The 21541-nt window shown below is 67.9% G+C and carries 17 protein-coding genes and 1 tRNA gene; 5 read left to right on the top strand and 13 right to left on the bottom strand.

Annotated features, from left to right (window positions below):
- Positions 1-10: 10 nt before the first annotated feature.
- From trpS to JJ691_RS28530, 3 genes are all read right to left on the bottom strand, one after another.
- A complete protein-coding gene (gene trpS, locus JJ691_RS28540) occupies positions 11-1042 on the bottom strand; it encodes a tryptophan--tRNA ligase (protein WP_211762697.1) in 1032 nt (343 codons plus the stop codon).
- A gap of 150 nt (positions 1043-1192) precedes the next feature.
- Positions 1193-2164 carry an amidohydrolase family protein gene (locus JJ691_RS28535; protein ID WP_211762696.1) on the bottom strand — a complete coding sequence of 324 codons (972 nt, stop codon included), beginning with the start codon at positions 2162-2164 and terminating at the stop codon, positions 1193-1195.
- Complete coding sequence (locus tag JJ691_RS28530; protein WP_211762695.1) at positions 2161-2802, bottom strand: TetR/AcrR family transcriptional regulator; 642 nt, start codon at positions 2800-2802, stop codon at positions 2161-2163. Before JJ691_RS28530 ends, JJ691_RS28535 begins: the two co-directional genes overlap by 4 nt.
- A 97-nt stretch (positions 2803-2899) precedes the next feature.
- Between JJ691_RS28530 and JJ691_RS28525 the strand changes: the two genes are divergently transcribed.
- On the top strand, positions 2900-5572 hold the full coding sequence (locus JJ691_RS28525) for an MMPL family transporter (RefSeq protein WP_211762694.1): 2673 nt from the start codon (positions 2900-2902) through the stop codon (positions 5570-5572).
- Positions 5572-7506, top strand: coding sequence for a YhgE/Pip domain-containing protein (locus tag JJ691_RS28520; protein WP_211762693.1), 1935 nt, complete (start codon positions 5572-5574; stop codon positions 7504-7506). The genes JJ691_RS28525 and JJ691_RS28520 overlap by 1 nt, the downstream gene beginning before the upstream one ends.
- Here JJ691_RS28520 and JJ691_RS28515 read toward each other — a convergent pair.
- From JJ691_RS28515 to JJ691_RS28470, 10 genes are all read right to left on the bottom strand, one after another.
- Positions 7481-8428 carry an amidohydrolase family protein gene (locus JJ691_RS28515; protein WP_211762692.1) on the bottom strand — a complete coding sequence of 316 codons (948 nt, stop codon included), beginning with the start codon at positions 8426-8428 and terminating at the stop codon, positions 7481-7483. The two genes, JJ691_RS28520 and JJ691_RS28515, sit on opposite strands and share 26 nt — an antisense overlap.
- A gap of 41 nt (positions 8429-8469) precedes the next feature.
- Positions 8470-9258 carry a glycoside hydrolase family 16 protein gene (locus tag JJ691_RS28510; RefSeq protein ID WP_211762691.1) on the bottom strand — a complete coding sequence of 263 codons (789 nt, stop codon included), beginning with the start codon at positions 9256-9258 and terminating at the stop codon, positions 8470-8472.
- A complete protein-coding gene (locus JJ691_RS53085) occupies positions 9255-9767 on the bottom strand; it encodes an acyltransferase (RefSeq protein ID WP_211762690.1) in 513 nt (170 codons plus the stop codon). Before JJ691_RS53085 ends, JJ691_RS28510 begins: the two co-directional genes overlap by 4 nt.
- Complete coding sequence (locus tag JJ691_RS28500; RefSeq protein WP_211762689.1) at positions 9764-10813, bottom strand: polysaccharide pyruvyl transferase family protein; 1050 nt, start codon at positions 10811-10813, stop codon at positions 9764-9766. The genes JJ691_RS53085 and JJ691_RS28500 overlap by 4 nt, the downstream gene beginning before the upstream one ends.
- Positions 10810-12474, bottom strand: a complete 1665-nt coding sequence (locus JJ691_RS28495; RefSeq protein ID WP_211762688.1) for a hypothetical protein — start codon at positions 12472-12474, stop codon at positions 10810-10812. Before JJ691_RS28495 ends, JJ691_RS28500 begins: the two co-directional genes overlap by 4 nt.
- Positions 12471-13700, bottom strand: coding sequence for a hypothetical protein (locus tag JJ691_RS28490; RefSeq protein WP_211762687.1), 1230 nt, complete (start codon positions 13698-13700; stop codon positions 12471-12473). Before JJ691_RS28490 ends, JJ691_RS28495 begins: the two co-directional genes overlap by 4 nt.
- Positions 13697-14017: a hypothetical protein gene (locus JJ691_RS28485; RefSeq protein WP_211762686.1), complete on the bottom strand. Its 321-nt coding sequence runs from the start codon at positions 14015-14017 to the stop codon at positions 13697-13699. The genes JJ691_RS28490 and JJ691_RS28485 overlap by 4 nt, the downstream gene beginning before the upstream one ends.
- The gene (locus JJ691_RS28480) at positions 14014-15915 is read right to left on the bottom strand and encodes a glycosyltransferase family 2 protein (RefSeq protein WP_211762685.1); all 1902 of its coding nucleotides are present in this window, start codon (positions 15913-15915) and stop codon (positions 14014-14016) included. The genes JJ691_RS28485 and JJ691_RS28480 overlap by 4 nt, the downstream gene beginning before the upstream one ends.
- Positions 15912-16670, bottom strand: a complete 759-nt coding sequence (locus tag JJ691_RS28475; protein WP_211762684.1) for a glycosyltransferase family 2 protein — start codon at positions 16668-16670, stop codon at positions 15912-15914. Before JJ691_RS28475 ends, JJ691_RS28480 begins: the two co-directional genes overlap by 4 nt.
- A gap of 555 nt (positions 16671-17225) precedes the next feature.
- Positions 17226-18002 (bottom strand): IclR family transcriptional regulator, encoded by a 777-nt coding sequence (locus tag JJ691_RS28470; RefSeq protein WP_211762683.1) that lies wholly within the window; start codon positions 18000-18002, stop codon positions 17226-17228.
- 462 nt (positions 18003-18464) lie between these two features.
- Between JJ691_RS28470 and JJ691_RS28465 the strand changes: the two genes are divergently transcribed.
- The 3 genes from JJ691_RS28465 (at position 18465) to JJ691_RS28455 (ending at position 21427) form a co-directional block, all read left to right on the top strand.
- A tRNA-Ile gene (locus JJ691_RS28465) sits at positions 18465-18542 on the top strand.
- 90 nt (positions 18543-18632) lie between these two features.
- Positions 18633-19913 (top strand): tyrosine-type recombinase/integrase, encoded by a 1281-nt coding sequence (locus JJ691_RS28460; protein WP_211762682.1) that lies wholly within the window; start codon positions 18633-18635, stop codon positions 19911-19913.
- A gap of 362 nt (positions 19914-20275) precedes the next feature.
- A complete protein-coding gene (locus JJ691_RS28455; RefSeq protein WP_211762681.1) occupies positions 20276-21427 on the top strand; it encodes a hypothetical protein in 1152 nt (383 codons plus the stop codon).
- Positions 21428-21541: the final 114 nt, after the last annotated feature.

Here is a 21541-nt window from a genome sequence, read left to right as displayed (position 1 = left end):
GGCGCGTGCGTCAGTACACCGTGCCCATGGCCTGGCGCACCTCCGCGAGGGTCTGGTCGGCGATGGCGTTGGCCCGCTCGTTGCCGACCTGGATGATCTTGCGCACGTAGGTCAGGTCGGCGGCGTAGGCAGCACGGCGGGCGCGCATGGGGGCCAGGAACTCGTTGACGGCCTCGGTGACCGTGCGCTTCAAGGCCGCCGCGCCGCCGTTGCCGATCTCCGCGGCGACGTCGACCGGGTCGCGGTCCTGGCACAGGGCGGCCAGCAGCACCAGGCTGGATACCTCGGGCCGGTTGGCCGGGTCGTAGGTGATGTGTCGCTCGGCGTCGGTACGGGCACCCTTGAGCAGCCGGGCCGTCTCATCGTCAGAAGCACCAAGGGTGATCGCGTTGTTCCGACCCTTGCTCATCTTTGTGCCGTCGGTGCCGAGCAGCACCGGCGCGGCCGACAGCAAGGCGTCCGGCTCCGGGAACACCGGGCCGTAGCGCTCGGTGAACCGGCGCGCGACGAGCCGGGTGATCTCCACGTGCGGCAGCTGGTCCAGACCCGCCGGCACGAGATTTCCCTTGCAGAAAAGGATGTCTGCGGCCTGGTGCACGGGATAGGTGAACATCAGTCCGCTCACCGAGGCTTGCCGGGAGTGTGCGATCTCGTCCTTCACGGTCGGATTCCGTTGCAGCTCAGGCACGGTCACCAGACTCAGGAACGGCAGCAGCAGCTGGTTCAGCGCGGGCACGGCACTGTGCGTGAACACCGTGGCCCGCTCGGGGTCGATGCCGACGGCCAAATAGTCCAGCACCAGCCCCTCGACGGTCTCGGCCAGCCGGTCGGCCACGTCACGGTCGGTCAGCACCTGGTAGTCGGCGACGATGACGAACAGGTCCACGCCGAGGTCCTGCATCCGCACCCGGTTCTGCAACGTGCCGAACAGGTGTCCCAGATGCAGTGGTCCGGTCGGGCGGTCCCCGGTGAGCACGCGGAACCGGCCGGGGTTGGCCTGGATCTCCAGTTCCAGCTCGGCGCTGCGGGTGATGGCGTCCATGTCTTGTCTCCCAGTGGAATCGAGGTCCGGCGGACGGACCACTCACGGGGAGAGGTGACAAAGCCGTCCTTCCGGACGGCAGGCATGCGTGGCGGCCGTCCCTAAGCGGGACGCCACCAGTTCCGGCACGCGGTCGAGGTCACGGGCACATCATACCTTCAATCGGGGGAACAGCGCCTCGGAGTTGCCGCGGTCGATCGCCGCCCGCAGCGAGCTGTGCATCCGGAAGTCCTCGTACTGCTTGGTGATGAACCCGATCGCCGGGACCGGCGCGAACGGGAAGTCGCTGCCGTAGGTGATGTGGTCGGGGTCGGCCACTTCCAGCAGGCTGGGCAGCGCCGCGGGCGTCGCCGACAGGGCGACGTCGTAGTAGAACTGCCGCATCACCGCCAGCTGCTTGGGCACCTGGTGCTTCTGGTCGACCATGGTCCACAGCTGCTGCGCCTTGTTCTTGGCGTTCAGCATGGTCAGCAGGATCCGGTAGGAGATGTACGGCACGAAGCCGCCGGCGTGGGCCAGGATGAACTTGATGTCCGGGTAGCGCTGCATCGAGCCGGACAGGATCAGGCTGATCGCCGTCCGGGTGGTGTCGAGCAGGAAGTCGGCGGTGAAGGTGGGAATGCCGGGCACCTCGGGCGCGGGCAGCTCGCCGGGATGCACGAACACGGCACAGGAACGCCGGTTCAGGAACTCCAGCAGCGGCTCGAACGCGGGGTCGCCGAGGTAGCGGCCGTCGTTGTTGGCCAGCAGCACGATGCCGTCGGCGTGCAGCTCGTCCAGCGCGTAGGCCGCTTCGGCCAGCGCGCCCTCGACATCGGGCAACGTCAGCGTGGCGAAGAACCCGAACCGGTCCGGCCGTTCAGTGACTACCGAGGCGCAGAACTCGTTGACCTCGCGGGCCCAGGACCGCGCCTCGGGCACGTCGCCGAAGTACACCCCGGGCGTGGACAGCGACAGCACGCCGGTCTGGATGTCCTGGCCGTCCATGAACTTCAGCGCCGCGGACTCCGACCACGACGGCAGGTCGATGCCGCCGGGCCGGATTCCCTTGTCTCGCATCCAGTCCGCGTAGCGGGGCGGGATGACGTGCTGGTGAGTGTCGATGCGGCGGGCGCGGCTCATCGGGATTCCTTCTCGGTCGGGACGATCAGTGCGGCGAACAGCCGGGGCAGCACCTCGGTCACGTAGTGCCGGTCGTCGGTGCCGCGCAGGATCGCGCGCTTCAAGGTGGCCTCGTACAGGGCGATGATCGTGAGGACGGCGCTGTGCACGTCCACGGTCAGCCGCCGGCCCAGCCGGTCCAGCGTGGTCAGCAGGATCTCCGACAGCGCGTCCTGGAACCGGGTCTCCGCGTCGGCGGTCAGCGGGCGCAGGTCCTCCTGGCGCAGGGCCTGGGCGCTGAACTCGACGTTGAGCTGGTACCACGTGCGGTCCGAGGCGAGCGATTCCATGAACAGCTCGCCGGTCTGCCGCAGCACGTCGGTGGCCACGTCGGGGTCGGCGATGTCGGCGGCCTCGATCGCGGCGTCGACCGAGACACGCAACCGGTCGATGCGCTCCTGCGCCTGCACTTCGTGCACGGCCAGGAACAGTTGCTCCTTGCTGTCGAAGTTGGAGTAGAAGGCGCCGCGGGTGAAGCCGGCGCGCTCGCAGATCAGCTCCACCGGGGCGTCCCGGATGCCGTGTTCGGCGAACACCTCGTAGGCGGCCTCGATCAGCCGTTCCCGCGTCTGTGCCCGTCGACGGGTCACACCTGCCATGTTCTCTCACCCGATCGCGTGACTAAGGATACACGGTGCATCGGATACACCACGTATTACGATACATGACGTATCCAAGCAGACCAGGGAGCCGATCGTGTCCTCGTTCCTCTACCGCCTCGGCCGGGCTGCCGCCCGGGCCCGAGTGCTGGTGCTGGCCCTGTGGCTGGTGGTCCTGGCCGCCGCCGGCGGCGGCGCGCTGCTGCTCAACCAGGGCACCGACGACACGTTCGCCATCCCCGGCTCGGAGTCGCAGGACGCGCTCGACCACCTCAAGCGGGTCTTCCCGGAGACCGCCGGCGTCTCGGCCCAGCTGGTGGTGCTGGCCCCGGCCGGCCAGCGTGTGGACACCGCCGCGACCAAACAGGCGGTGGCCGACACGATCGACCGCATCAAGAAGGTGGACCAGGTCGCGACCGCGGTCGACCCGTTCGGAAATTCCAGCGGCGTCTCCGGCGACGGCCGGGCGGCGCTGATCGCCGTGCCGCTGACGGTGCAGCAGCCACAACTCCATCCGTCGACCAAAACCCAGCTCACCACCATCGCCGACGATCTCGCCGCCAAGACCGGCACGCACGTCTACACCGGCGGCGACGCCTTCTCCAACCGGGTGCCCAAGCTCAGCCCCACCGAGGGCATCGGCCTGGTCATCGCGCTTCTGGTGCTGGTGCTGATGTTCCGGTCGATCCTCGCCGCCGTCATGCCGCTGCTCACCGCGGTGCTGGGCGTCGGCATCTCGATCAGCCTCGTCTACGGGGCGACGCTGGTGGTGCCGATCTCCTCCACCGCCCCGATGCTGGCGGTGATGCTGGGGCTGGCCGTCGGCATCGACTACGCCCTGTTCCTGTTGTCCCGCCACCGAGATCAGCTGGCCGAAGGGCTCGATGTCGAGGAGTCCATCGCCCGCGCGACCGCCACCGCCGGCTCCGCGGTGATCTTCGCCGGGCTGACCGTGGTGATCGCCCTGATCGGGCTGGCCGTGGCCGGGATTCCGTTCCTCACCACCATGGGCATCGCCGCCGCCGTCGCGGTCGCGCTGGCCGTGTGCATCGCGATCACGTTGGTGCCGGCGCTGATGGCGTTGGCCGGCAAGCGGTTGAAGCCGCGCACTCCCCGCCGGAAGAAGCGCCGGGCCAAGCCACAGGTGGCCCGCTGGTGGGTCCGCGCCGTCACCAGGATTCCTTTGCTCACCGTGGTTCTGGTCGTCGGCGTGCTGGCCGTGGCCACGCTCCCGGCCGCCGACCTGCGGCTGGCGTTGCCCAACAACGGCACCGAGGAGTCGGGCAGCCCCGCCCGCGACACCTATGACGTGGTCAGCGAGCACTTCGGCCCCGGCTACAACGGGCCGCTGATCGTCACCGCCGACATCGTCACCAGCACCGACCCGGTCGGCCTGGTGAACAAGATCGCCGACGAGATCAAGGCCATGCCCGGCGTGGCCGCGGTGCCGCTGGCCACCCCGAATCCCAAGGGCGACACCGGAATCATCCAGGTGGTGCCGACCACCGCGCCGGACTCGCCGCAGACCGACGACCTGGTGCACCGGCTGCGCGGCCAGGAGGCCCACTTCCTCGCCGCCTACGGCACGCAGACCGCCGTCACCGGCATCACCGCGGTCGGCATCGACGTGTCGGCCCAGCTGGGCAACGCCCTGCTGCCGTTCGGCATTCTCGTGGTCGGGCTGTCGCTGATCCTGCTGGCCATGGTGTTCCGCTCGATCTGGGTCCCGATCAAGGCCACCGCCGGCTACCTGCTCTCGGTCGGCGCGGCCTTCGGCGCCACGGCTTTCGTCTTTGACCAAGGACATCTGGCCGACGCGCTGCGGGTCACCCACACCGGCAGCGTGATCAGCTTCCTGCCGATCATCCTGATGGGTGTCCTGTTCGGACTGGCCATGGACTACGAGGTGTTCCTGGTGTCCCGCATCCGCGAGCACCATGTGCACAACGGAGATCCGGACCAGGCCATCGAATTCGGCTTCATCTCGGCGTCCCGGGTGGTCGTGGCGGCGGCGGTGATCATGTTCGCGGTGTTCGCCGCGTTCGTGCCGGAGGGCAGCGCGACGATCAAGCCGATTGCCTTCAGCCTGGCTGTCGGCGTGTTCGTGGACGCCTTCGTGGTACGGATGACCTTGGTGCCAGCGGTTTTGGCGCTGCTCGGGCACCGGGCCTGGGGCCTGCCGCCGAAGCTGGACCGCGCGCTGCCGGTGTTCGACGCCGAGGGCGACTCCCTGGTGCACGAGCTGCGGCTGGCCGGCTGGCCCGGCGTGGACGAGGCGATCAGCGCGCACAGCCTTGGCGTGGACGACGATCGCGGCCGGTCCGTCTACCACGACATCGACCTGCACCTGCCGCGCGGCGGCGTGCTGGTGGCGCACGGCGCGGGCAAGACCGCTTTGCTGTACACGATCGGCGGCCGCGTCACCAAGCTCAAGGGCGATCTGAAGGTGCTCGGCCGGGTGCTGCCGCAACACGTGCACGCCTTGCGCCGCGAGGTCACGGTGATCGGTTGCCGGGACATCACCGCGCCGTCGAGCGAAGTGGCCGCCGCGCTCGCCGACGACATCGAGCTCGTGCTGGTCGACGACGCCGACCTGGTGCTGCGCACCGACGAGCGGGACGTGCTGCGCGACCTGATCGCCCGCCGCCGCACCGCTTCCGGGCGTCCGGCCACGTTCGTGCTGACCTGCCAGGACCCGGACCGCCTGGCCGACCTGCTGCCGGCCGACGCCCGCCTGTTCTCCCTCGCCCAGCCCGTTGAGGTGCACTGATGTTCAAGCCGTTCGCCAACTCCGCGCGTGCGCTGGCCACCGGGCCGCTCACCTGGAAGACCTGGACCGGGCTGATCGCCGTGCCGGTCCTGATCATGGGCCTGCTCAGCTGGGCGCTGTGGTCGCCGGACACCGACCACGGCACCGCCACCGCGGCCGTGGTCAACAACGACCAGCCGGTCAAGGTGAACGGGCAGCTGATCCCGCTGGGCCGACAGCTGACCGGCGATCTCACGCACAGCTCCGGCTCGGCCTACAAGTGGGTGCTCACCGACGCCTCCGACGCGAGTTCGGGGCTGGACGACGGAACCTACGCCGCGGTGGTGACGATCCCGTCGGACTTCTCCGCCCGCGCCACCTCCGCCGCCAGCGGCAAGCCGCTGGACGCCAGCCGGGCCGTGGTCGACATCAAGACCTCGGCCAGCTCCGGCGTCGTCGATCCGGCGCTGTCCCAACGTATCGCCGACGGCACCCAGCAGACGCTGAACAACCAGATCGTCGAGACCTACCTGGACAACATCTACGTCGGGTTCTCCACCATCCACGGCCAGATCAACCAGGCCGCCGACGGGGCCGGGCAGCTCGCGGACGGCACCCGGCAGCTCGTGCCGGGCGCGCAGCAGGTCGCCGACGGCGCGGCCAAGCTGGCCAGCGGAACTGCCCAGCTGGCCACCGGCTCGGCCCAGCTGTCCAGTGGCCTCACCGAAGCCCAGCAACAGACCGCGCAGCTGCCGGCGCTGACCAAGAAGCTGGCCGATGGGGCGGAGCAAGTCGCGCAGGGCAACGAGAAACTGGCGGGCACCATCGTGCCGCTGGCCAACCAGATCATCGCCGCCATCGACGCCCTGCCGTCGGCCTCGGCCTCGACGGCCGACGTCCAGAAACTGGCCGACCAGTGCAGCGGCGACGTCCAGTTCTGCGACAACCTGCGACAGGTGGCGGCCCGGCTCACCGCCGACGCCGGCAAGATCGACGGGGCCAAGGCCGCCATGCGGGCCCAGGCCGTGCAGGTCCGTGACGGCATCCAGGTGCTGGCCAGCGGAGCGCGGCAGGTGGCCAACGGAAACGCCCAGCTGGCCAAGCAATCCGGCACGCTCGCTGCCGGCATCGCCACCGCCGCCGATGGGGCCCGGCAGCTCAACACCGGTGTGCAGCAGGCGAATTCCGGCGCACAGCAGCTGGCCGGCGGCTCACAGCAGCTCAGCGACGGCACCGGCAAGGTGAACGACGGCGCCCAGCAGCTTTCGTCCTCATTGGACAAGGGGCGTGACCAGGTGCCCAACTACACCGACGCGGAACGCAGTCACCTCAAGACAATCGCCGCCGACCCGACCACGCTCGCCTCGGACAGCACCTCCTCCGGCGCGCTGGCGATCACACTGTTCGCGGTCATCGCTCTGTGGGCCTTGGCATTGGCCACCTATCTGGTCACGCGGGCTGTCCCCGACGCCGTGCTGACCGCCCGCGAACCCACGTGGCAGATCATCGCCCGGGCCGCCCTGCCCGGCGCGACGGCGGCGGCACTGGCCGCGGTCGCCATCACCGCGATCGCCATTCCCGCGCTGGGACTGGGAGTCGGCGGCTCTTTCGAGTTCCTTGGCGTCGCCCTGTTGGCGGCGTTCGCCTTCGTCTCGCTGAACCAGGCCGTCACCGCGATCTTCGGCCGCGCCGGCCGGCTGGCTTCCCTGGCGGTGCTGGTGCTCGGCGCGGCCACGGGCATCGTGTCCACGCTGCCGAGCCCGTTCTACGCCCTCGCCGACTTCCTGCCGACCCACGGCGCTGTGCTCGGGTTGCGGGCGGCCGTCACCGGCGATGCCGGGCTGTACACCGGAATCACCGAGCTCTTCGGCTGGCTGATCGTCGGTGTGCTGGCGGCGATCCTCGTCACCGATCGCCGCCGCTACCTGTCTACGCGCCAGCTCCGCCTAGCCTAGGGAACAGCTCGGCGGCGGTGGCGGCCAGCGGCGCTCCTTGCACCGCCGGGGATTCGCGCAGCGCTGCGGCCAGCGCGGTAACGGCTTCGCTTGGTGTGAACGGGAAATCGCTGCCGTACAGCAGTCGGTCGGGGCTGGCGACCTGGAGTAGCGCGTCGAGCGCCACCGGCAGCGGCATGCCGGCCAGGTCGTAGTACAGGCCGCCCAACACCGCCGGCATGTCCACTGCCTTGCCGGTGATCTGGCCGATGCCGGCGACGCGGTGGGCCAGCACCGGCAACACCGCGCCGGCGTGCGGCACGATCCAGCGGATGTCCGGGTGGCGGGCCAGGGTGCCGCTCATCGCCAGGTCGATGACGCAGCGGGTGGTGTCGAACAAGAACTCGATCATCGGCCGGGGATAGCCCAGGGCCGTCCGGTCCGAGCACGGCGCCGAGGTCGGGTGCAGCGTCACCACCGCGCCGCGCCGGTTCATCTCGGCCAGCACCGGCTCGAAGGCCGGGTCGGCCAGGTAGCGACCGTGGAAGTTGGTCTTCAACGCGACCGCGTCGGCGTGCAGCGTGTCGTAGCCGTAGGCCAACTCCGCCAGCGCGCCGTCCACATCAGGCAGCGGCAGCGACACCGACAGCCCGAACCGGCTCGGGTTCGCCGCGACGATCTCCGCGCCCGCCTCGTTGACGTGCCGGGCCAGATCGCGGGCCGCTGCGTCGTCGCCGAAGTGCACCCCCGGCGACGACACCGACAGCACCGCAGCACCGACCCCGGTCGCCGCCATCAACTCCAGCGCCTCGTCCACGCTCCAACTGGGCAGGCCCGTCGGCCAGCCGTCCGGCTCGGCGTGGCCGTTGGCCCGGGCCTGCTCCAGGTACCGCTCCGTCACGAAGTGGGCGTGCACGTCCAGCCACGGGTCACGTTGCGCCATGACTGATGGCCTACCAGCCATGGCGAACGTGGTCAATGACCTCAGTCGTAGACCCGTACCCAGTCCACGTGCACGATCACTTTGTCCGGTGTGGACTGATCCGGCCCCGGCAGCCACACCTTCGGCGCGTACGGACCGGGCTCCTGCTGCATCACCATGTGCATCGGCGTGTTCGGGATCACCGGCTTCTTCTTGCTGGTGGTCGTGTCATAGACCAGGGTCCGGTCCACGTAGATCCTGATGTGGTCGGGCCGCCAGTCCACCCAGTACACGTGCCAGCCGGTGAAGTCGCCGTAGACCTTGCCGCTCTCCCGGTCCCCGTTGGGCGGGTCGCCCCAGTGCACCGAAGCCAGGTCCCAGGCCCGCTGCGGGTGCACGGTCTCGATGATGTCGGTCTCGCCGTCCTGGGGCCACCGGTTGGACTGCGGCCAGAGCAGGAACGCCGGGGCGTAACCCTTGCCGGGATCCAGTTTCGCCCGGATGCCCCACAGCCCGTAGGTCCGGTTGCCGTCGCCCTTGCACCAGCACAGCGCCCCGGACTTGTTCGCGGCGCCCGTCGGATCCTTGCCCTGCCCGATGATCTGCAACTCGCCGTTGGTCACCTTGAGCTGCGAGGACGACCAGGTGGAGACCTGGTTGGTGGACTTGCTGTTGTACGGGTTCCACCGGTTCGGGTCCAGTGTCGAGCCGTTGAACTCCTCGTCGGCCACCAGGTGATGACCCTGCAACCCCTGCGGCGCTTGGGGTTCCTGCGGCGCCGCTTGGGTGGGGCCGGTGCAGGTGGTGGCCGCGAACACCGCGGCCAGTGCGGCCGCCAACGCGATCCTCATGCCGCCTCCTTGATCCACCGTGCCGGAACCCCGGCATAGGTGCCGGGCTTGTCACAGTCGTGCACGACCACCGCGCCGGCGGCGATGACCACGTCGTCCCCGATCGTCACGCCGGGAAGGATCACCGCCCGCGCACCGATCCACGCCCGGTCGCCGATCACCACCGGCCGGCCGGTAGGGCTCTTGTCCATATTGGACTTGTGGTGCGAGGTGGCGACCATCGCCTGCATGCCGAGCTGGCAGTCCCGGCCGATACGGACCGGGGCCACCAGTTCCAGAAAGCAGCCGACGTTGAGGAACGTGCCCCGGCCGACCGTCAGATTCGACGGCGGTCCGGCGAGTTGCAGGCCCGGGAACACGTTCATGGTGTCGATCCGGGCCCCGCAGAGCCGGTAGACGGCCCAGCGCAGCGGCCGCGGCACCAGGGTGCTGCCGGCGAAAGCGTTTACCAGCGCCCGTTTGGTGAGGAAGCCGATCTCCAGCCGGAGTTGTTCGAGAACCCGGTTCATGGCGTGCTCCCCACGATGTCGCTGGCGGACAGCCGGTTGCGGATCCAGGCGACCTCCTCCAGCAGCGACTCCCTGAGCGCGTCGACATGCGTGGTCAGCAAGGCCGACTCGGCCTCGCGGTTGCTGGCCAGCTCACGTACCAGCTCGATCAGCGCGGCACTGGTCACACAGTCGGTGCGCAGCGAACGTTCAACACTGCCAACGGAAGCCAGGAAGTCGGCGCACTTCGGCTGGTACTCCAGCCCGACGAGCGGAACTCCGGCCGCCGCCCCCAACACCAGCGCGTGCAGGCGTTCCGCCACCAGCACCGTGCAGTCGGCCACGCCTTCCATGTAGTCCGACACCGTGGTGGCGATCCGGATCTCGGCGTCCACACCGGCCCGCTCGACGCAGGCCGTGGCGAACGGCAGATCCTTCAGGTTGATCACCAGCAGTCGCGCCGACCAGCCGTCGCCGACGAGTTTCCGCACCAGCCAGGCGGATTCGTCGATGACGCGGTCGTGGTCGTGCCCCCACAGGTCGTCGCCGAAGCCGAGGTTCAGCCCGAGCAGCCGCTCCTTCGGCTCGACGGGACCGATCGGGGCGTGCAGCAGCGCCGGGTCGCCGACCACCTCCGAGGCGACGCCGACCGAGGCCAGCAGCTCCTGCGAACGCGGGCCCCGCACGGTGATCCGCTCGAACCAGCCGCAGATGTCCACCCACCGCCGCAGTTCCTCGCGGTCGGAGAACGAGGCCCGGCCCTGGAAGGCCGGGTCCTCGACGCCGATGCCGATCAGGTGCCACGGGCGCTTGCGGGCCAACAGGGTGCTGGTCGCGGCCAGCAGCATCCGCCAGTTCCGCCGCCCCACCACGGTTCCGCCGCCCAGCAGCACCGACCGGCGGCGCGCCCCGACGCCGGCGCCGGCCAGCAGTCGGGCGGCGAACGCCGTCGGGTCGGTCGGCACGTGCCAAGGTGCGACGTCGGGAATGTGGTGCAGGAGCGCGTCGGCGATGGCGTCGTCGCCCAGGTTGCCGCGGCCGGTCCAACCGACGTAGACGGCGGTCATCGAGTGCCTCCCAGTTCGAGCAGGACGGTGTCGCCGATGCGGAGCTTCTCCCGGTAGCCACTGGACTCCAGGCCGGCGACGGCCTGCTTGGTCCAGCCGGGATCCAGCCCCAGCAGCATGTGGCCGTAGGCGTCCTGGGCGGGATTGACGATCACGAACTCGGGCCCGAGGCTGCGCACGCACGGCGCCTCGTCCGGGCCGGGCGGGCATTTCAGCTCCAGGGACAGCTGCTGGACCTCGCCCACCCGGGCCCACTGCATCGGCAGGTAGCCGGCGAGCGCGGTGATGTGCTGCCCCGGCGAGGCTTCTCGGTACGCCTCCTGGACGGCCCTGACGTCGTCGGAGCGGAACGCCACATAGGCGTCGTTGCCGCCGCGGGCCGTCACCAGGCCCATAGCGGCGATCCCCAGGCCGATACCGGTGATCAACGCCGCCTGCAGGCGGTCGATCATGGTCGCCAGCGCGGCCCCGCCCAGCGTGCACAGCAGCGGCAGCGCGTAGAGGTAGCTGCGCAGCAGCATCTCCCCACCGTACGACTGCAGTCCGACCAGGCCGAACGGCAGCAGCGCCAACACCGCCAGCACGATCGGCCGGGTCTTCGGCAGCCGATGCCAGCCCAGCGCGGCCAGCCCGACCACCAGTATCGACAGTCCACATCGGACTGCCAGGATCACGATCCGCCCGGCGTCGCCGGAGAACCGCTGCCCCACGTTCTGCTGTACGGAGCCGGACAGGTCGCCGACCCCGCCGAACAGGTCGTTCAGGTGGCCGATCCAGTACTCCTTGGCCCCCAGGGCCAACCAGGCCAACGGGATCACCACGGCGATCACCGCCAGCCACGGCGACCGCAGCATTCTGGTCAGCGCGAGGACGATCACCAGCCCGGCCAGGGCGAACGGCGTCACCTGATGCTCGGGGGCCATCGCGCAGACCAGGACGACGAACCCGGCTACGGCCAGTCTCGTGCGGCCGTCGCTGACCACGCTCGTCTCCGTCAGGCCGCCACGGCACAGCCACCGCAGCGCGATGGTCAATACCGCCAAGTACATCAGGTACGCCAGGCCCTGCGGCGAGAAGTAGTCCTGCTCCACCCAGTTCACGACCAGGAACAGCCAGACCGCCAGCCACGCCCCGCGCCCCTTGCCGAGCACAGTCGACGCCAGGGCATGCACGCCGATTGCCGCCAGGCCGGTGAACACCGGCGGCGCCCAGGCCAGGAACACCGTCGCGTCCGTGGCCCCGGACACCTTGGTCAGCCAGGCGATGAAGCCGAAGAAGGCCGGCCAGCTGAACCTCGCGTCGAAGTTGTGCAGAATCTGGCCGTGCTGCTCGATGTACCCGCTCCAGCCGGCGTGCAGCCAGGCCACCGGCAGCCGGGCCGCCGGCTCCACCAACGACGGCAGGCCGTAGGCACAGAGCACGGCCAGGAAACAAGCCCCTGTGAGCACCCAGCTCCGCGGATTCTCCGACCGCAGTTCCAACACGAAGCCAACCGACAGCAGCGCCACACCGACCAGTACTGCCGGCGAGATCGACGCGGCCAGGCCCAGTGAGCCCAACGTGCCCGGGTCGACCGGCTGCACGGCCAGCGCCCAGACCACTGCGGCGAAGACGCAGATCGCCGGGGCGAGCCAGTCCTGCCTTGTCTTCAACGTAGTCATGACTTCACCACCATGCGGAACAGGCCCGGACCAACCACTGCCGCCACCACGACCTGCGCCGCGAGGAAGCCGACCGCCGGCCCGACCAGACCGGTCGAGCCGGGTGCCAGCAGCACCGCCGACAGCACCAGCACGGTGCTCGACGCCTGCACCACCGCCGCCGCCAGGCCGCGGCCGGCCGCCAGCCGGACGCCGACCGAGAGCGCCACGACCGTGCGAACCACCATGCCCAGCAACAGCAATCGCAACGCCTCCGTGCCCTGCGCCGCGTAGGCGTGACCGAACAGGCCCAGCAGGAACGGGGCCAGCACCGCGCCCACGATCGCCCCGCCCACCACGATCGGCAGCAGCTTGACCGCCACCATGCGCAGCGCCGCCGGCAGTTCCTCCGGCCGACGGGAACCCCGCAGCACCAGCGAGTTCACGAACCCGTTGATGGCGTAGTCGACCGCGTTCACGCCGGTCCAGATCACGAAGAACGTCGCGCCGACCGACGTGCCGTGGGTGCTCACCACCAGCAGCGGCACCGAGTTGTACAGCAGCGTCGTGCCCAGCGTGGCCAGATATGTCGGCCCCAGATAGGAAAACACCTGTTGCGGCTGCGGCAGCGTCGCCGGCCCGCGGTGTTTGACGGCCAGCCGGGTGATCGCGACGATCGCCACCAGCATCATCGCCGCCGTCGGCACGATCCACGACACCAGGACACCCAGCGCCCCCAGAACGATGCCGAGCGCCGGCAGCGCCGCCACCCGCACCACGCCGAAGGTGCCGTTGAACATCGGCACCCACCACGCCTTGCCCAGCGCCGCCAACATGTAGTCCTGCAACTGGAACAGCGCCCAGCACACCGACGCCACCACGAACAGCAGTGGCCCGCCCACGTGCAGCACGACCTTGCCGGCCGGCAGCAACAGGAAGACCACCGAGGTCACGGCGGCGACGGCGGCGACCAACAGGTAGGAGCGCAGCACGATCGGACCGGTCTGCCGGCCCGCCTGCGGCAGCCAACGCAGAGCCCCCAGGCCGACGTTCAGCTGCGCGATACCGGCCACCAGCATGAAGCCCGACACGAACGCCGAGGACGCCCCGACCGCCGCCTGCGGCAGCGTTGCCGCGGCGACCAGCCAACAGAACAGGCCCACCACGCCCGTGATCACCGCGCTGGTGGACAGCGCCGCGCCGTCGGTCAACGCCGCCCGGCCCGGCCGGGTTGACACCTCGGTCATGCCGGCCTCACCACCTGTACGGCCAGGAGCCCGGCGCTCACCGCGAGCAGCGCGCCGAAGGCCCACATCGGATGCCAGCCAAGCAGCAACATCGCCTGTGCCACCAACACATCCACCGCCACGCTGACGCCGATCGCCAGCGCCCAGGTGACCGAGGTCCAGGCTGGCCGGGCCAACGCCACCGCCGCCAGCCCGGGGACCAGCAGGAAGAAGCCGACCGTCAGCACTATCCTGGCTGGGCTGTCCATATTGGATACAGCGAGCGCCGCAACGGCCAGCGTGACGAGCAGCAGCACCGTCGCCGGAAGCCGGCTCACCGACGCCACCTCTTGACCAACTCCGCGGTCAGCCGCCACGGTGCCAGCGTCATGCCGTACAGCTCGTCGAACACCAGCTTGCGCGGAAAGTCCGGTCCCCGCTGGGCGTTCTTGCTGGAGTCGGCGGCGAACAGCAGTCGCAGGCCGAGCCGCAGCCGCTGCGCGATCTGGCGGCCGCCGCCGGGACGCATGGCGTGCAACAGGAACGTCGCCGCCAGGCCCGTGCCGTAGCCGCGCAGCTGCTTGCGCAGTTCCGGCAGAGTCTCCCGATGTTCGTGCCACACCAGGGCGTTCGGCGTGTAGTCGAGCCGGCCGTCGGCGGTGATCAGCCGCAGGTAGAGATCCAGGTCCTCACCGGCCTTGGTCGCTCGGCCGGGGCCGAGCCGTTCGTCGAAACCGCCCAGCCTCCGGAACGAGTCCCGCCGCCACACCATGTTGTTGCCTGAGCCGAAGATGCCGGGGGAGAGCGGGTAGAGCGCGTCCGGCACCGGCTCGTCCGGCCCGAACCGCCGCCGCTCGAAACCCTTGCCGAAGCCGCCGAACGCCTCGAACCACTGCTGGGCCTGGGTGTCCAGGCTCTTCGGCAGCACCAGGCCGGTGACGCAGTCCGCGCCACCGGCCTCGATCTCCGCCACCGCCTCGGCCAGCCATCGCTCGTCGACCACCGCGTCGTCATCGGTGAACGCCAGCACCTCGCCCCTGGCCGCCGCCGCGCCCGCGTTGCGGGCCCGGCTCGCCCCGGGCACCGCCTCCCGCAGGTACCGAACGCGCTGATCCATCTCGGCCAGCCGGGCCAGGTCCCGGTTGGCCTGGCCATGGTTGTCGACGATCACGATCTCCAGATCCGGATACCGCGTGTCGAGAACACTTCGCACGCACCGCTCGGCATGGTCGACCCGGCCCGCGGTCGCGATGACCACACTCACCGACGGCCACTGCGCCGGCTCGGGCGGTGCATCCTCGGTGCGGTCCGGCTTGGCCGGCGCGGCGACCGGGATTTCCCTGGTCAGCTTGGACATCTTGCCCTTCAGGTAGCCCACACCGGCCGCGAACGGGGTCAGCAGCAACGCGCCGAAGGCGGGCCGCCCGACCTCTCGGAGCAGCGCCTTCGGAATCGTCACGCGCACGTACGACTGCTCCGTGGACAGCGCGTCCTGGGCCCCGACCAGTTGCGAGATCGCCGCTTTCGACAGGCCCTCCGCCCAGCTCCGCCGGGCCAGATACCGCCAGGTCGTGCGGTCCGCGGTCACCCGGTGACGAACCGTGGCGTCCGGCCGTAGCAGCACCTTCCGGCCCGGGAACCGCTGCCGGAGTCGGATGCACAGCTCCGTTTCCTCGCAGCCCAACGGGGTCGTGCCGATCCGCCCGATCCACTCCGCGAAACCGCCCAGCTCCAGCACGAGGTCGCGGCGGAACGACATCGCGCAGCCCATCACGTTGCGCACCTCGGCCGGCTCGGTCGGCTGGCCGGTGAACGAGCAGCCCACCACCCAGCCCAGCTCCGGCGGCAGCATGCTCGGAGCCGTGCCGTCCGGCCACACCGGATACGCCTTGCCGCCGACCGCCGCGACCGCTGGGTCGGCGTAGGGCTCCAGCATTCGTTGCAGCCACTGCGGATCGGCCCGGGCATCGTCGTCAAGGAACGCGACCACCTCGCCGACGGCGTGGTCGACCCCGGTGTTGCGGGCGCCGGACAAGCCGCGACTTCGTTTGTTGGCCAAGACCTTCACCGCGTCGAAGGCACCCTCCGCGCGGCGCTTGAGGTCCTCGTTGTGGTCGACGACCAGCAGCACCTCGTGCGGCGCCACGGTCTGCTCGGTCAGCGACTTCACCGCGTCGACGATGTCGTCCCAGCGGCGCTCGGTGTAGCAGCAGATCACCACCGACGACGTGATCATTCGACCACCGGGTCCAGCTCGGCGTCCGTGTAGACCGGGGTGACCCGCTTGCTCCGGCGGTGCTCGGCGACAATCGTGCGCAGCACCCGCAGCCCGTCCCGCCAGGTGTCCAGATTGGACACTCCGTGGATCCGGTTGCGCTCGAAGCTGGGCACCTCGTCGACGCGCAGGCCGGCCGCCGCGACCCGGCAGTTGATCAGCGTCTCGACCTCGAAGCCGTCGCCCCACTGGCGGTCGGTCCGGTCCGGGGCGGGCAGGTCCAGCACCCCCAGGATGCGGGTCCAGAAGGCGTTGTAGCCGTAGCAGAGGTCGGTGAAGCGAGTCCGCATCAGGCGGTTGGTCACCAGGTTCAGGGCCGCGTTGCCGGCGCGGCGTAAGACCGTGATGTCCTCGCTGCCGCCGCCGGGGCGGAACCGGCTGCCCTTGGCGAAGTCCGCGCCCCCGGTCAGGGCCGCGACGAAGCGGGGGATCTCGTCCGGGTCGGCCGAGCCGTCGGCGTCGAACATCACCGTGATGTCGCCCGTGACCCGGGCGAAACCGCAGGCCAGGGCGTTGCCCTTGCCGGTGCGGGTCTGCGTGACGGTCTCGATGCCCGGCATCAGGCGGCGGGCCGTCTGGACCGAGCCGTCGACCGAGTGGCCGTCCACCAGCACCACCTGGTGCACGGCGGGGAGTCGGGGGAGCACGAGCTCCAGATTGCGCGCCTCGTTGCGCACCGGAATGACGATGGAAACGCGGGGGTGGGACACAGGCATGGGGGAACCCTCTGTGGTCAGGGCGGTGCCCGGCGGCGCACCGGATCAGTGGGTAGCTCGCGTGGACGGCGGATGCGCGTCGGTCTTCGACGAAAAGCTCGGCCCAACGGTGAATTCCTTTCGTTACCATGCCGTGAATAGGCATGTCGGAACGGAAAACGCGTGGCCAAACGCCCCGCCGGCTTCAGGCGGGGTGCTTATGGCAGGTGAAGGCGGCCCCGGCGCGGCGCGCCGGCGGCATCATGCCTGGTGAAAGGCCGATCCGCGCAGTGGGCGGATCCCCTCCTCATCTTCTCGGCAGCGGCACCCGCACGCGCACGCCAACCAGGGCGGCGATGTCGTCGGGGTGGGAGAACGGAAGGTGTGGGCCTTGGTGCATCAGCAGTCCGAGTCGTGTGAGAATTCAGTGAAGGCGTATGCGCTGACCGGCCCATCGTCACTCAGGTATCGGAACTTGTCAACGCAATGTCCGAATGAATTTCGTTCACCCTGACCTGGCGTTATCAGATTTCCACCGTCGGGGACACCTCCGATAGTAGGGTCCCGGAACCGGTTTCAGGAGAGCAGGCGGGACAGTTCCTCACCGCCGTGCCGGATCAGCGTCTCCAGCTGCCGGCGCCGCTTCGCGAAGTCCTTCACCGGCACCGACAGCGCCACCGCCGCCGTCGTGCGACCCTCCGCGTCCTTCACCGGCGTGGCCAGACAGGCCAGCCCCGGCTGGAACTCCTCGATCTCCGCCGCGATGCCCGTCCTGCGGACCATCGCCAGCTCCCGGTCCAGATCCTCCAGCCGCGTGATCGTCCGGTTCGTCAGCCGGGTCAGGCCCGCCCCCGCCAGATAGTGCCTTCGAGCCGTCGGCGACATCGCCGCCAACAGCACCTTGCCGAAGCTCGTCGCGTGCGCCGATCTGTCGAACCCCAGATCCAGCGGCTCCGCCTTCCGATGCTCCGGCGAGTCGGCCACCTCCGCCACCACCAGCTCGTCGTCGCGGACCACCGCGTAGTACATCGCCGCCTTCGCCCGCTTGTGCAGGTCTCTCAGCGTGTAGGCGATCTCTGGCGTGACCGACAGCTGCTCCTTCAGGCTGCCGTGCAACTCCGGCAGCTTGTAGCCCAGGCCGAAGCCCCTGGCGTTCTTCAGCCGGACTAGATAGCCCTCGTGCACCAATGTGTTCAACAGGTGATACGTCGTCGACAGCTTGAACCCCGTGCGCCGGGCCACCGCCTTCGCCGTGATCCCGTCGCCCCCGTCCGCCACCGTCTCCAACACCCGGAGCGCTCGCTGCACCGACCCGATCAGCCCACTCGGCGGCTTCGGCTGAGCGTCGGGCATTGGTCCTCCGGTCGCAAGGGTGTCCCGCCGCCGGCAGCAGCCAGCGGCGGCATGGTGTCGAGCTACCGCTGACGCCGATGATCATTGAAGCCGCAACCAGGTGGGTCAAGGCGGAACTTTTCACATGCCGGCAAGAGCCCCGGCACATGCGGACACCCACCCAGATCCCACCCCGCCGGTAGGGCTCCAGCAGCTCCACACCGTCGCCGTCCTGGATCCCCACCCGCCCGTGCACCCCGCCGCTCATGCTCCGCACGGCAGACCCGATCACCCGCCGCTCCTCGGAACGCTCCAGCCGCCTCGTCCCGTGCTTCCGGCGGCCCTGATCACCCATGGGTTCCTGGATCTCTCTCCCGCGCCAGGCCTGATCACCACCGCCGCTCGTCCCACCAGGGGACCGCCCGCCACCCGCCCACCGTCCGCCGGTAGTCTCCCCTCCACGCGCGCCATCCCCGGCGCCCTGGGGCGGTAGCTCAGCTGGTTAGAGCAGCAGACTCATAATCTGTCAGGTCGTGGGTTCGAGCCCCACCCGCCCTACCACCTCGACCTGGGGATCTCCTCGGTTTCAAGATCCGCAACCACGATCTTCGGCCATGTTGCTGTCCTTGAACAGGCTTCTAACCTGGGCTTATGGCTGACTCCGGGGAGCAACGGCGGAGGCGCGGCAGCGTCCGCCAGCGTGGCAACTCACTACAGGTCCGGGTGTTCTCGGGCGTCGATCCGGTGACCGGCAAGGACGTGTACCTGACGGAGACGGTCAAGGGCACTGACAGGGCAGCGGAGAAGGCCGCAGAGAAGGTGATGACGCGCCTGCTGAGTCAGGTCGACCAGCAGCGCTCGGCAACTTCGTCTGTGGCGTTCGGCTACGTGCTTGATGAGTGGCTGCGTACAGCCGAGTTGGACGAGGACACTCGTGACATGTATCGGGGTTACGCCGACCGCAATATTCGGCCCGTGCTCGGTGACGAGCCTGTACGCAAGGTCTCCACCCGGATGCTCGAAACGCTCTACGCCGAGCTGCGCCGCTGCCGCGTCCGCTGCGACGGCAAGCCATTCATTGTGCACCGCGTGGACGGGGACCATGACTGCGTGAAGAAGAGGTGCAAGCCACACGAGTGCAAGCCGCTGGCTGCATCGACAGTCCGGCAGCTCCACTCAATCATGAGCGGCGCGTTGAGCGCGGCTGAGCGTTGGGAGTGGATCGACGCCAATCCCGCTCGAATCGCCAAGCGTCCCAAGCAGCCTCAGCCGCAGCCCACGCCGCCGTCACCTTCCGAGGCGGCGCAGCTAGTCGATGCGGCTTTCGCGATGGATGGCGAGATCGATGACTGGGGCACGCTCGTCTGGCTCGTCATGACGACCGGCATCCGGCGCGGCGAGGTCTGCGCTTTGAAGTGGTCTCGGGTCGATCTTGAGCAGGGGATCATCGAGGTTCGGAGCAGCTACGTCCTCCGTAAGGGCGTTGGCCGCGTCAAGGACACCAAGACGCACCAGATGCGTCGTATTGCGCTCGACACGGAGACGACCGTCCTGCTCCGCGAGCACAAGGACCGAAGCCGTCAGCGGCTCGCTGAGCTGAACGTCAAGCTGACCGACGACATGTATGTGTTCTCAGGCGTGCGGAAGTTCGATCCTACGCAGCCCTACTCACCGCACGCAGTGTCCAGTCGCTACAAGGACATGGCTGAGCGCCTCGGCATCGACACCCACATTCATGCGTTGCGCCACTACTCGGCCACTGAGCTACTGGCAGCGGGAATCGACCTCCGTACTGTCGCTGGCCGCCTCGGTCATGGCGGAGGAGGCGCTACTACGCTGCGCGTTTATGCCGCATGGGTAGCTGCCTCCGATCGGAAGGCCGCGGAGATCCTTGGCTCTCGTATGTCGAAGCCAAAACCGGGCCAAAAATGATCTAACCCGCAGCTGCAAATTGCAACAGGCCGACAAGGAAGGCTGATGAGCCAGCGAATGCGCCACTGCCTACCATGACTGATTTTGGCATGCTGGTGCCACTCAGATAGGAGAGGGTGGTTGCGCAGATTCCAGTGATCAGGCCAATCGTTAGCGCTAGTGCCAGCCATAACAGACGCATTGATGTGTTGTGCAACATATTCTTCTCCGCTTTAACTGTGGAATGCGACCGCAGTCGGGGTTGGGTAACCTACGCGAGTAAGGTCACCACTAAAGCGGGCTTCGTGTCTAGCTGGGGGTGTCCACCTTGGGTGGACGTCTTCCGTTTGGGGCGCTTCCTGAGCTGCTGTAAAATTCTTTACGTGGAAGATGACAATATGGTCAATGGCGAAGAGATTCGCATCGGCGACGATGGTGTTTTGTACGATCGATCACCATGGGCTGGTGTCAGTTGCACTTCTTACCTATGGCCATACGCGGGCAGTCGTGAGCACTTTGAAGTGCGGCGTGCCATAGCCAATATGACGCACGGACTTCGCTATGTTAATCGACCGAAGTCATATTCGTTCTTGGCAGACGATGTGGATCTTGCTGACATCCTGCAAGTTGTGAAGGCGGCAAGTTTGGTGCTTAATGCCGCTGACTCTGCGTTAGATGAAGTTGTGGCTGAAGCTATCGCGTGTGGTGCGACATGGAAACAGGTTGGCGACGCTCTCGGTGTCCAGCGCACTGCTGCTCATAAGAGATTTCACAACGGCCTCTCGGTAAAAAGAAAGACGGAGATTAGTCACGATAGCAGTATGGTCGGTGTCGTCAGCTGCTACTGGCTGGAACAACTGTCAGAGTCTACGCTCGGATTTGACGAGTCGGACTGGGAGGCTGTCTCGCTTGAGATGGCGATAGACCATGCGATTAGGAATATTGTGGGCGCTTTTCGTCGCATCGAGCTGTGGATTTCGACCGATCCGGATCAGTTTGTCAGCGACAAGGAATGGCGGGATTCGCTATTTGGAATCTATGATGTAGTAAGAAAGTCATTTCATGTGCTCACGCTAAAGAGGAGCATGCAAAAGTTTTCCGAGTACGTTAGAAAGTATCCTCTCGGGTCGCCCTGGGCTGAGCATAGTGCTGAAGTGTACTTTTCGCACGGAGTTGCCAGGCTGGCGTCCACCTTTCATCATTTCACTAAGCTTTGGGAGGTTTTTGCTGTCGATGATGACGACCAATTTAGCCGCCAGCTTGCCTATGTTTACCACGGCTTGATGGAGGTTCAGGATGACTTTGCTCGGCCTGAAATCGTTCACACGCTCGCGCACATTGAACAATATGTGGTTGAATCTGGCGATTCGGTATTCTTGACTGGAGATCGCAACGAAGACGTATCTAGTGCTACGCAGCAAGAGTTGTTTGATGCGTTCTGGAAAAAAGATAAGCGGAAAATGGCTGAATTTCTGGGAGTTGATAAGGTTGATGACGCTCCGTCTCTTGATGAAATACTGAAGCGGTTTGAATGACGATAGCTGTAAGTGATGTGCCGATACTGACCTTTTCGCCGCTGCTAGTCAATGCTTGAGGTTACTTGTAGCTTTCGGAGTCGGTTGAGTTATAGCTATTGCTTAGTCAAGACG

The organism is Kutzneria sp. CA-103260, assembly GCF_018263855.1.
GTDB lineage: Bacteria > Actinomycetota > Actinomycetes > Mycobacteriales > Pseudonocardiaceae > Kutzneria.
This window is presented reverse-complemented; position numbering and strand designations above follow the sequence as displayed.

Excerpts from the sequence above, each read along its gene's own strand:
- JJ691_RS28470 (WP_211762683.1), bottom strand. The coding sequence starts at position 18,002 with ATGCCCGACGCTCAGCCGAAGCCGCCGAGTGGGCTGATCGGGTCGGTG.
- JJ691_RS28535 (WP_211762696.1), bottom strand. The coding sequence starts at position 2,164 with ATGAGCCGCGCCCGCCGCATCGACACTCACCAGCACGTCATCCCGCCC.
- JJ691_RS28475 (WP_211762684.1), bottom strand. The coding sequence starts at position 16,670 with ATGCCTGTGTCCCACCCCCGCGTTTCCATCGTCATTCCGGTGCGCAAC.
- JJ691_RS28500 (WP_211762689.1), bottom strand. The coding sequence starts at position 10,813 with ATGACCGCCGTCTACGTCGGTTGGACCGGCCGCGGCAACCTGGGCGAC.
- JJ691_RS28460 (WP_211762682.1), top strand. The coding sequence starts at position 18,633 with ATGGCTGACTCCGGGGAGCAACGGCGGAGGCGCGGCAGCGTCCGCCAG.
- JJ691_RS28495 (WP_211762688.1), bottom strand. The coding sequence starts at position 12,474 with ATGACTACGTTGAAGACAAGGCAGGACTGGCTCGCCCCGGCGATCTGC.
- JJ691_RS28520 (WP_211762693.1), top strand. The coding sequence starts at position 5,572 with ATGTTCAAGCCGTTCGCCAACTCCGCGCGTGCGCTGGCCACCGGGCCG.
- trpS (WP_211762697.1), bottom strand. The coding sequence starts at position 1,042 with ATGGACGCCATCACCCGCAGCGCCGAGCTGGAACTGGAGATCCAGGCC.
- JJ691_RS53085 (WP_211762690.1), bottom strand. The coding sequence starts at position 9,767 with ATGAACCGGGTTCTCGAACAACTCCGGCTGGAGATCGGCTTCCTCACC.
- JJ691_RS28480 (WP_211762685.1), bottom strand. The coding sequence starts at position 15,915 with ATGATCACGTCGTCGGTGGTGATCTGCTGCTACACCGAGCGCCGCTGG.
- JJ691_RS28490 (WP_211762687.1), bottom strand. The coding sequence starts at position 13,700 with ATGACCGAGGTGTCAACCCGGCCGGGCCGGGCGGCGTTGACCGACGGC.
- JJ691_RS28530 (WP_211762695.1), bottom strand. The coding sequence starts at position 2,802 with ATGGCAGGTGTGACCCGTCGACGGGCACAGACGCGGGAACGGCTGATC.
- JJ691_RS28510 (WP_211762691.1), bottom strand. The coding sequence starts at position 9,258 with ATGAGGATCGCGTTGGCGGCCGCACTGGCCGCGGTGTTCGCGGCCACC.
- JJ691_RS28515 (WP_211762692.1), bottom strand. The coding sequence starts at position 8,428 with ATGGCGCAACGTGACCCGTGGCTGGACGTGCACGCCCACTTCGTGACG.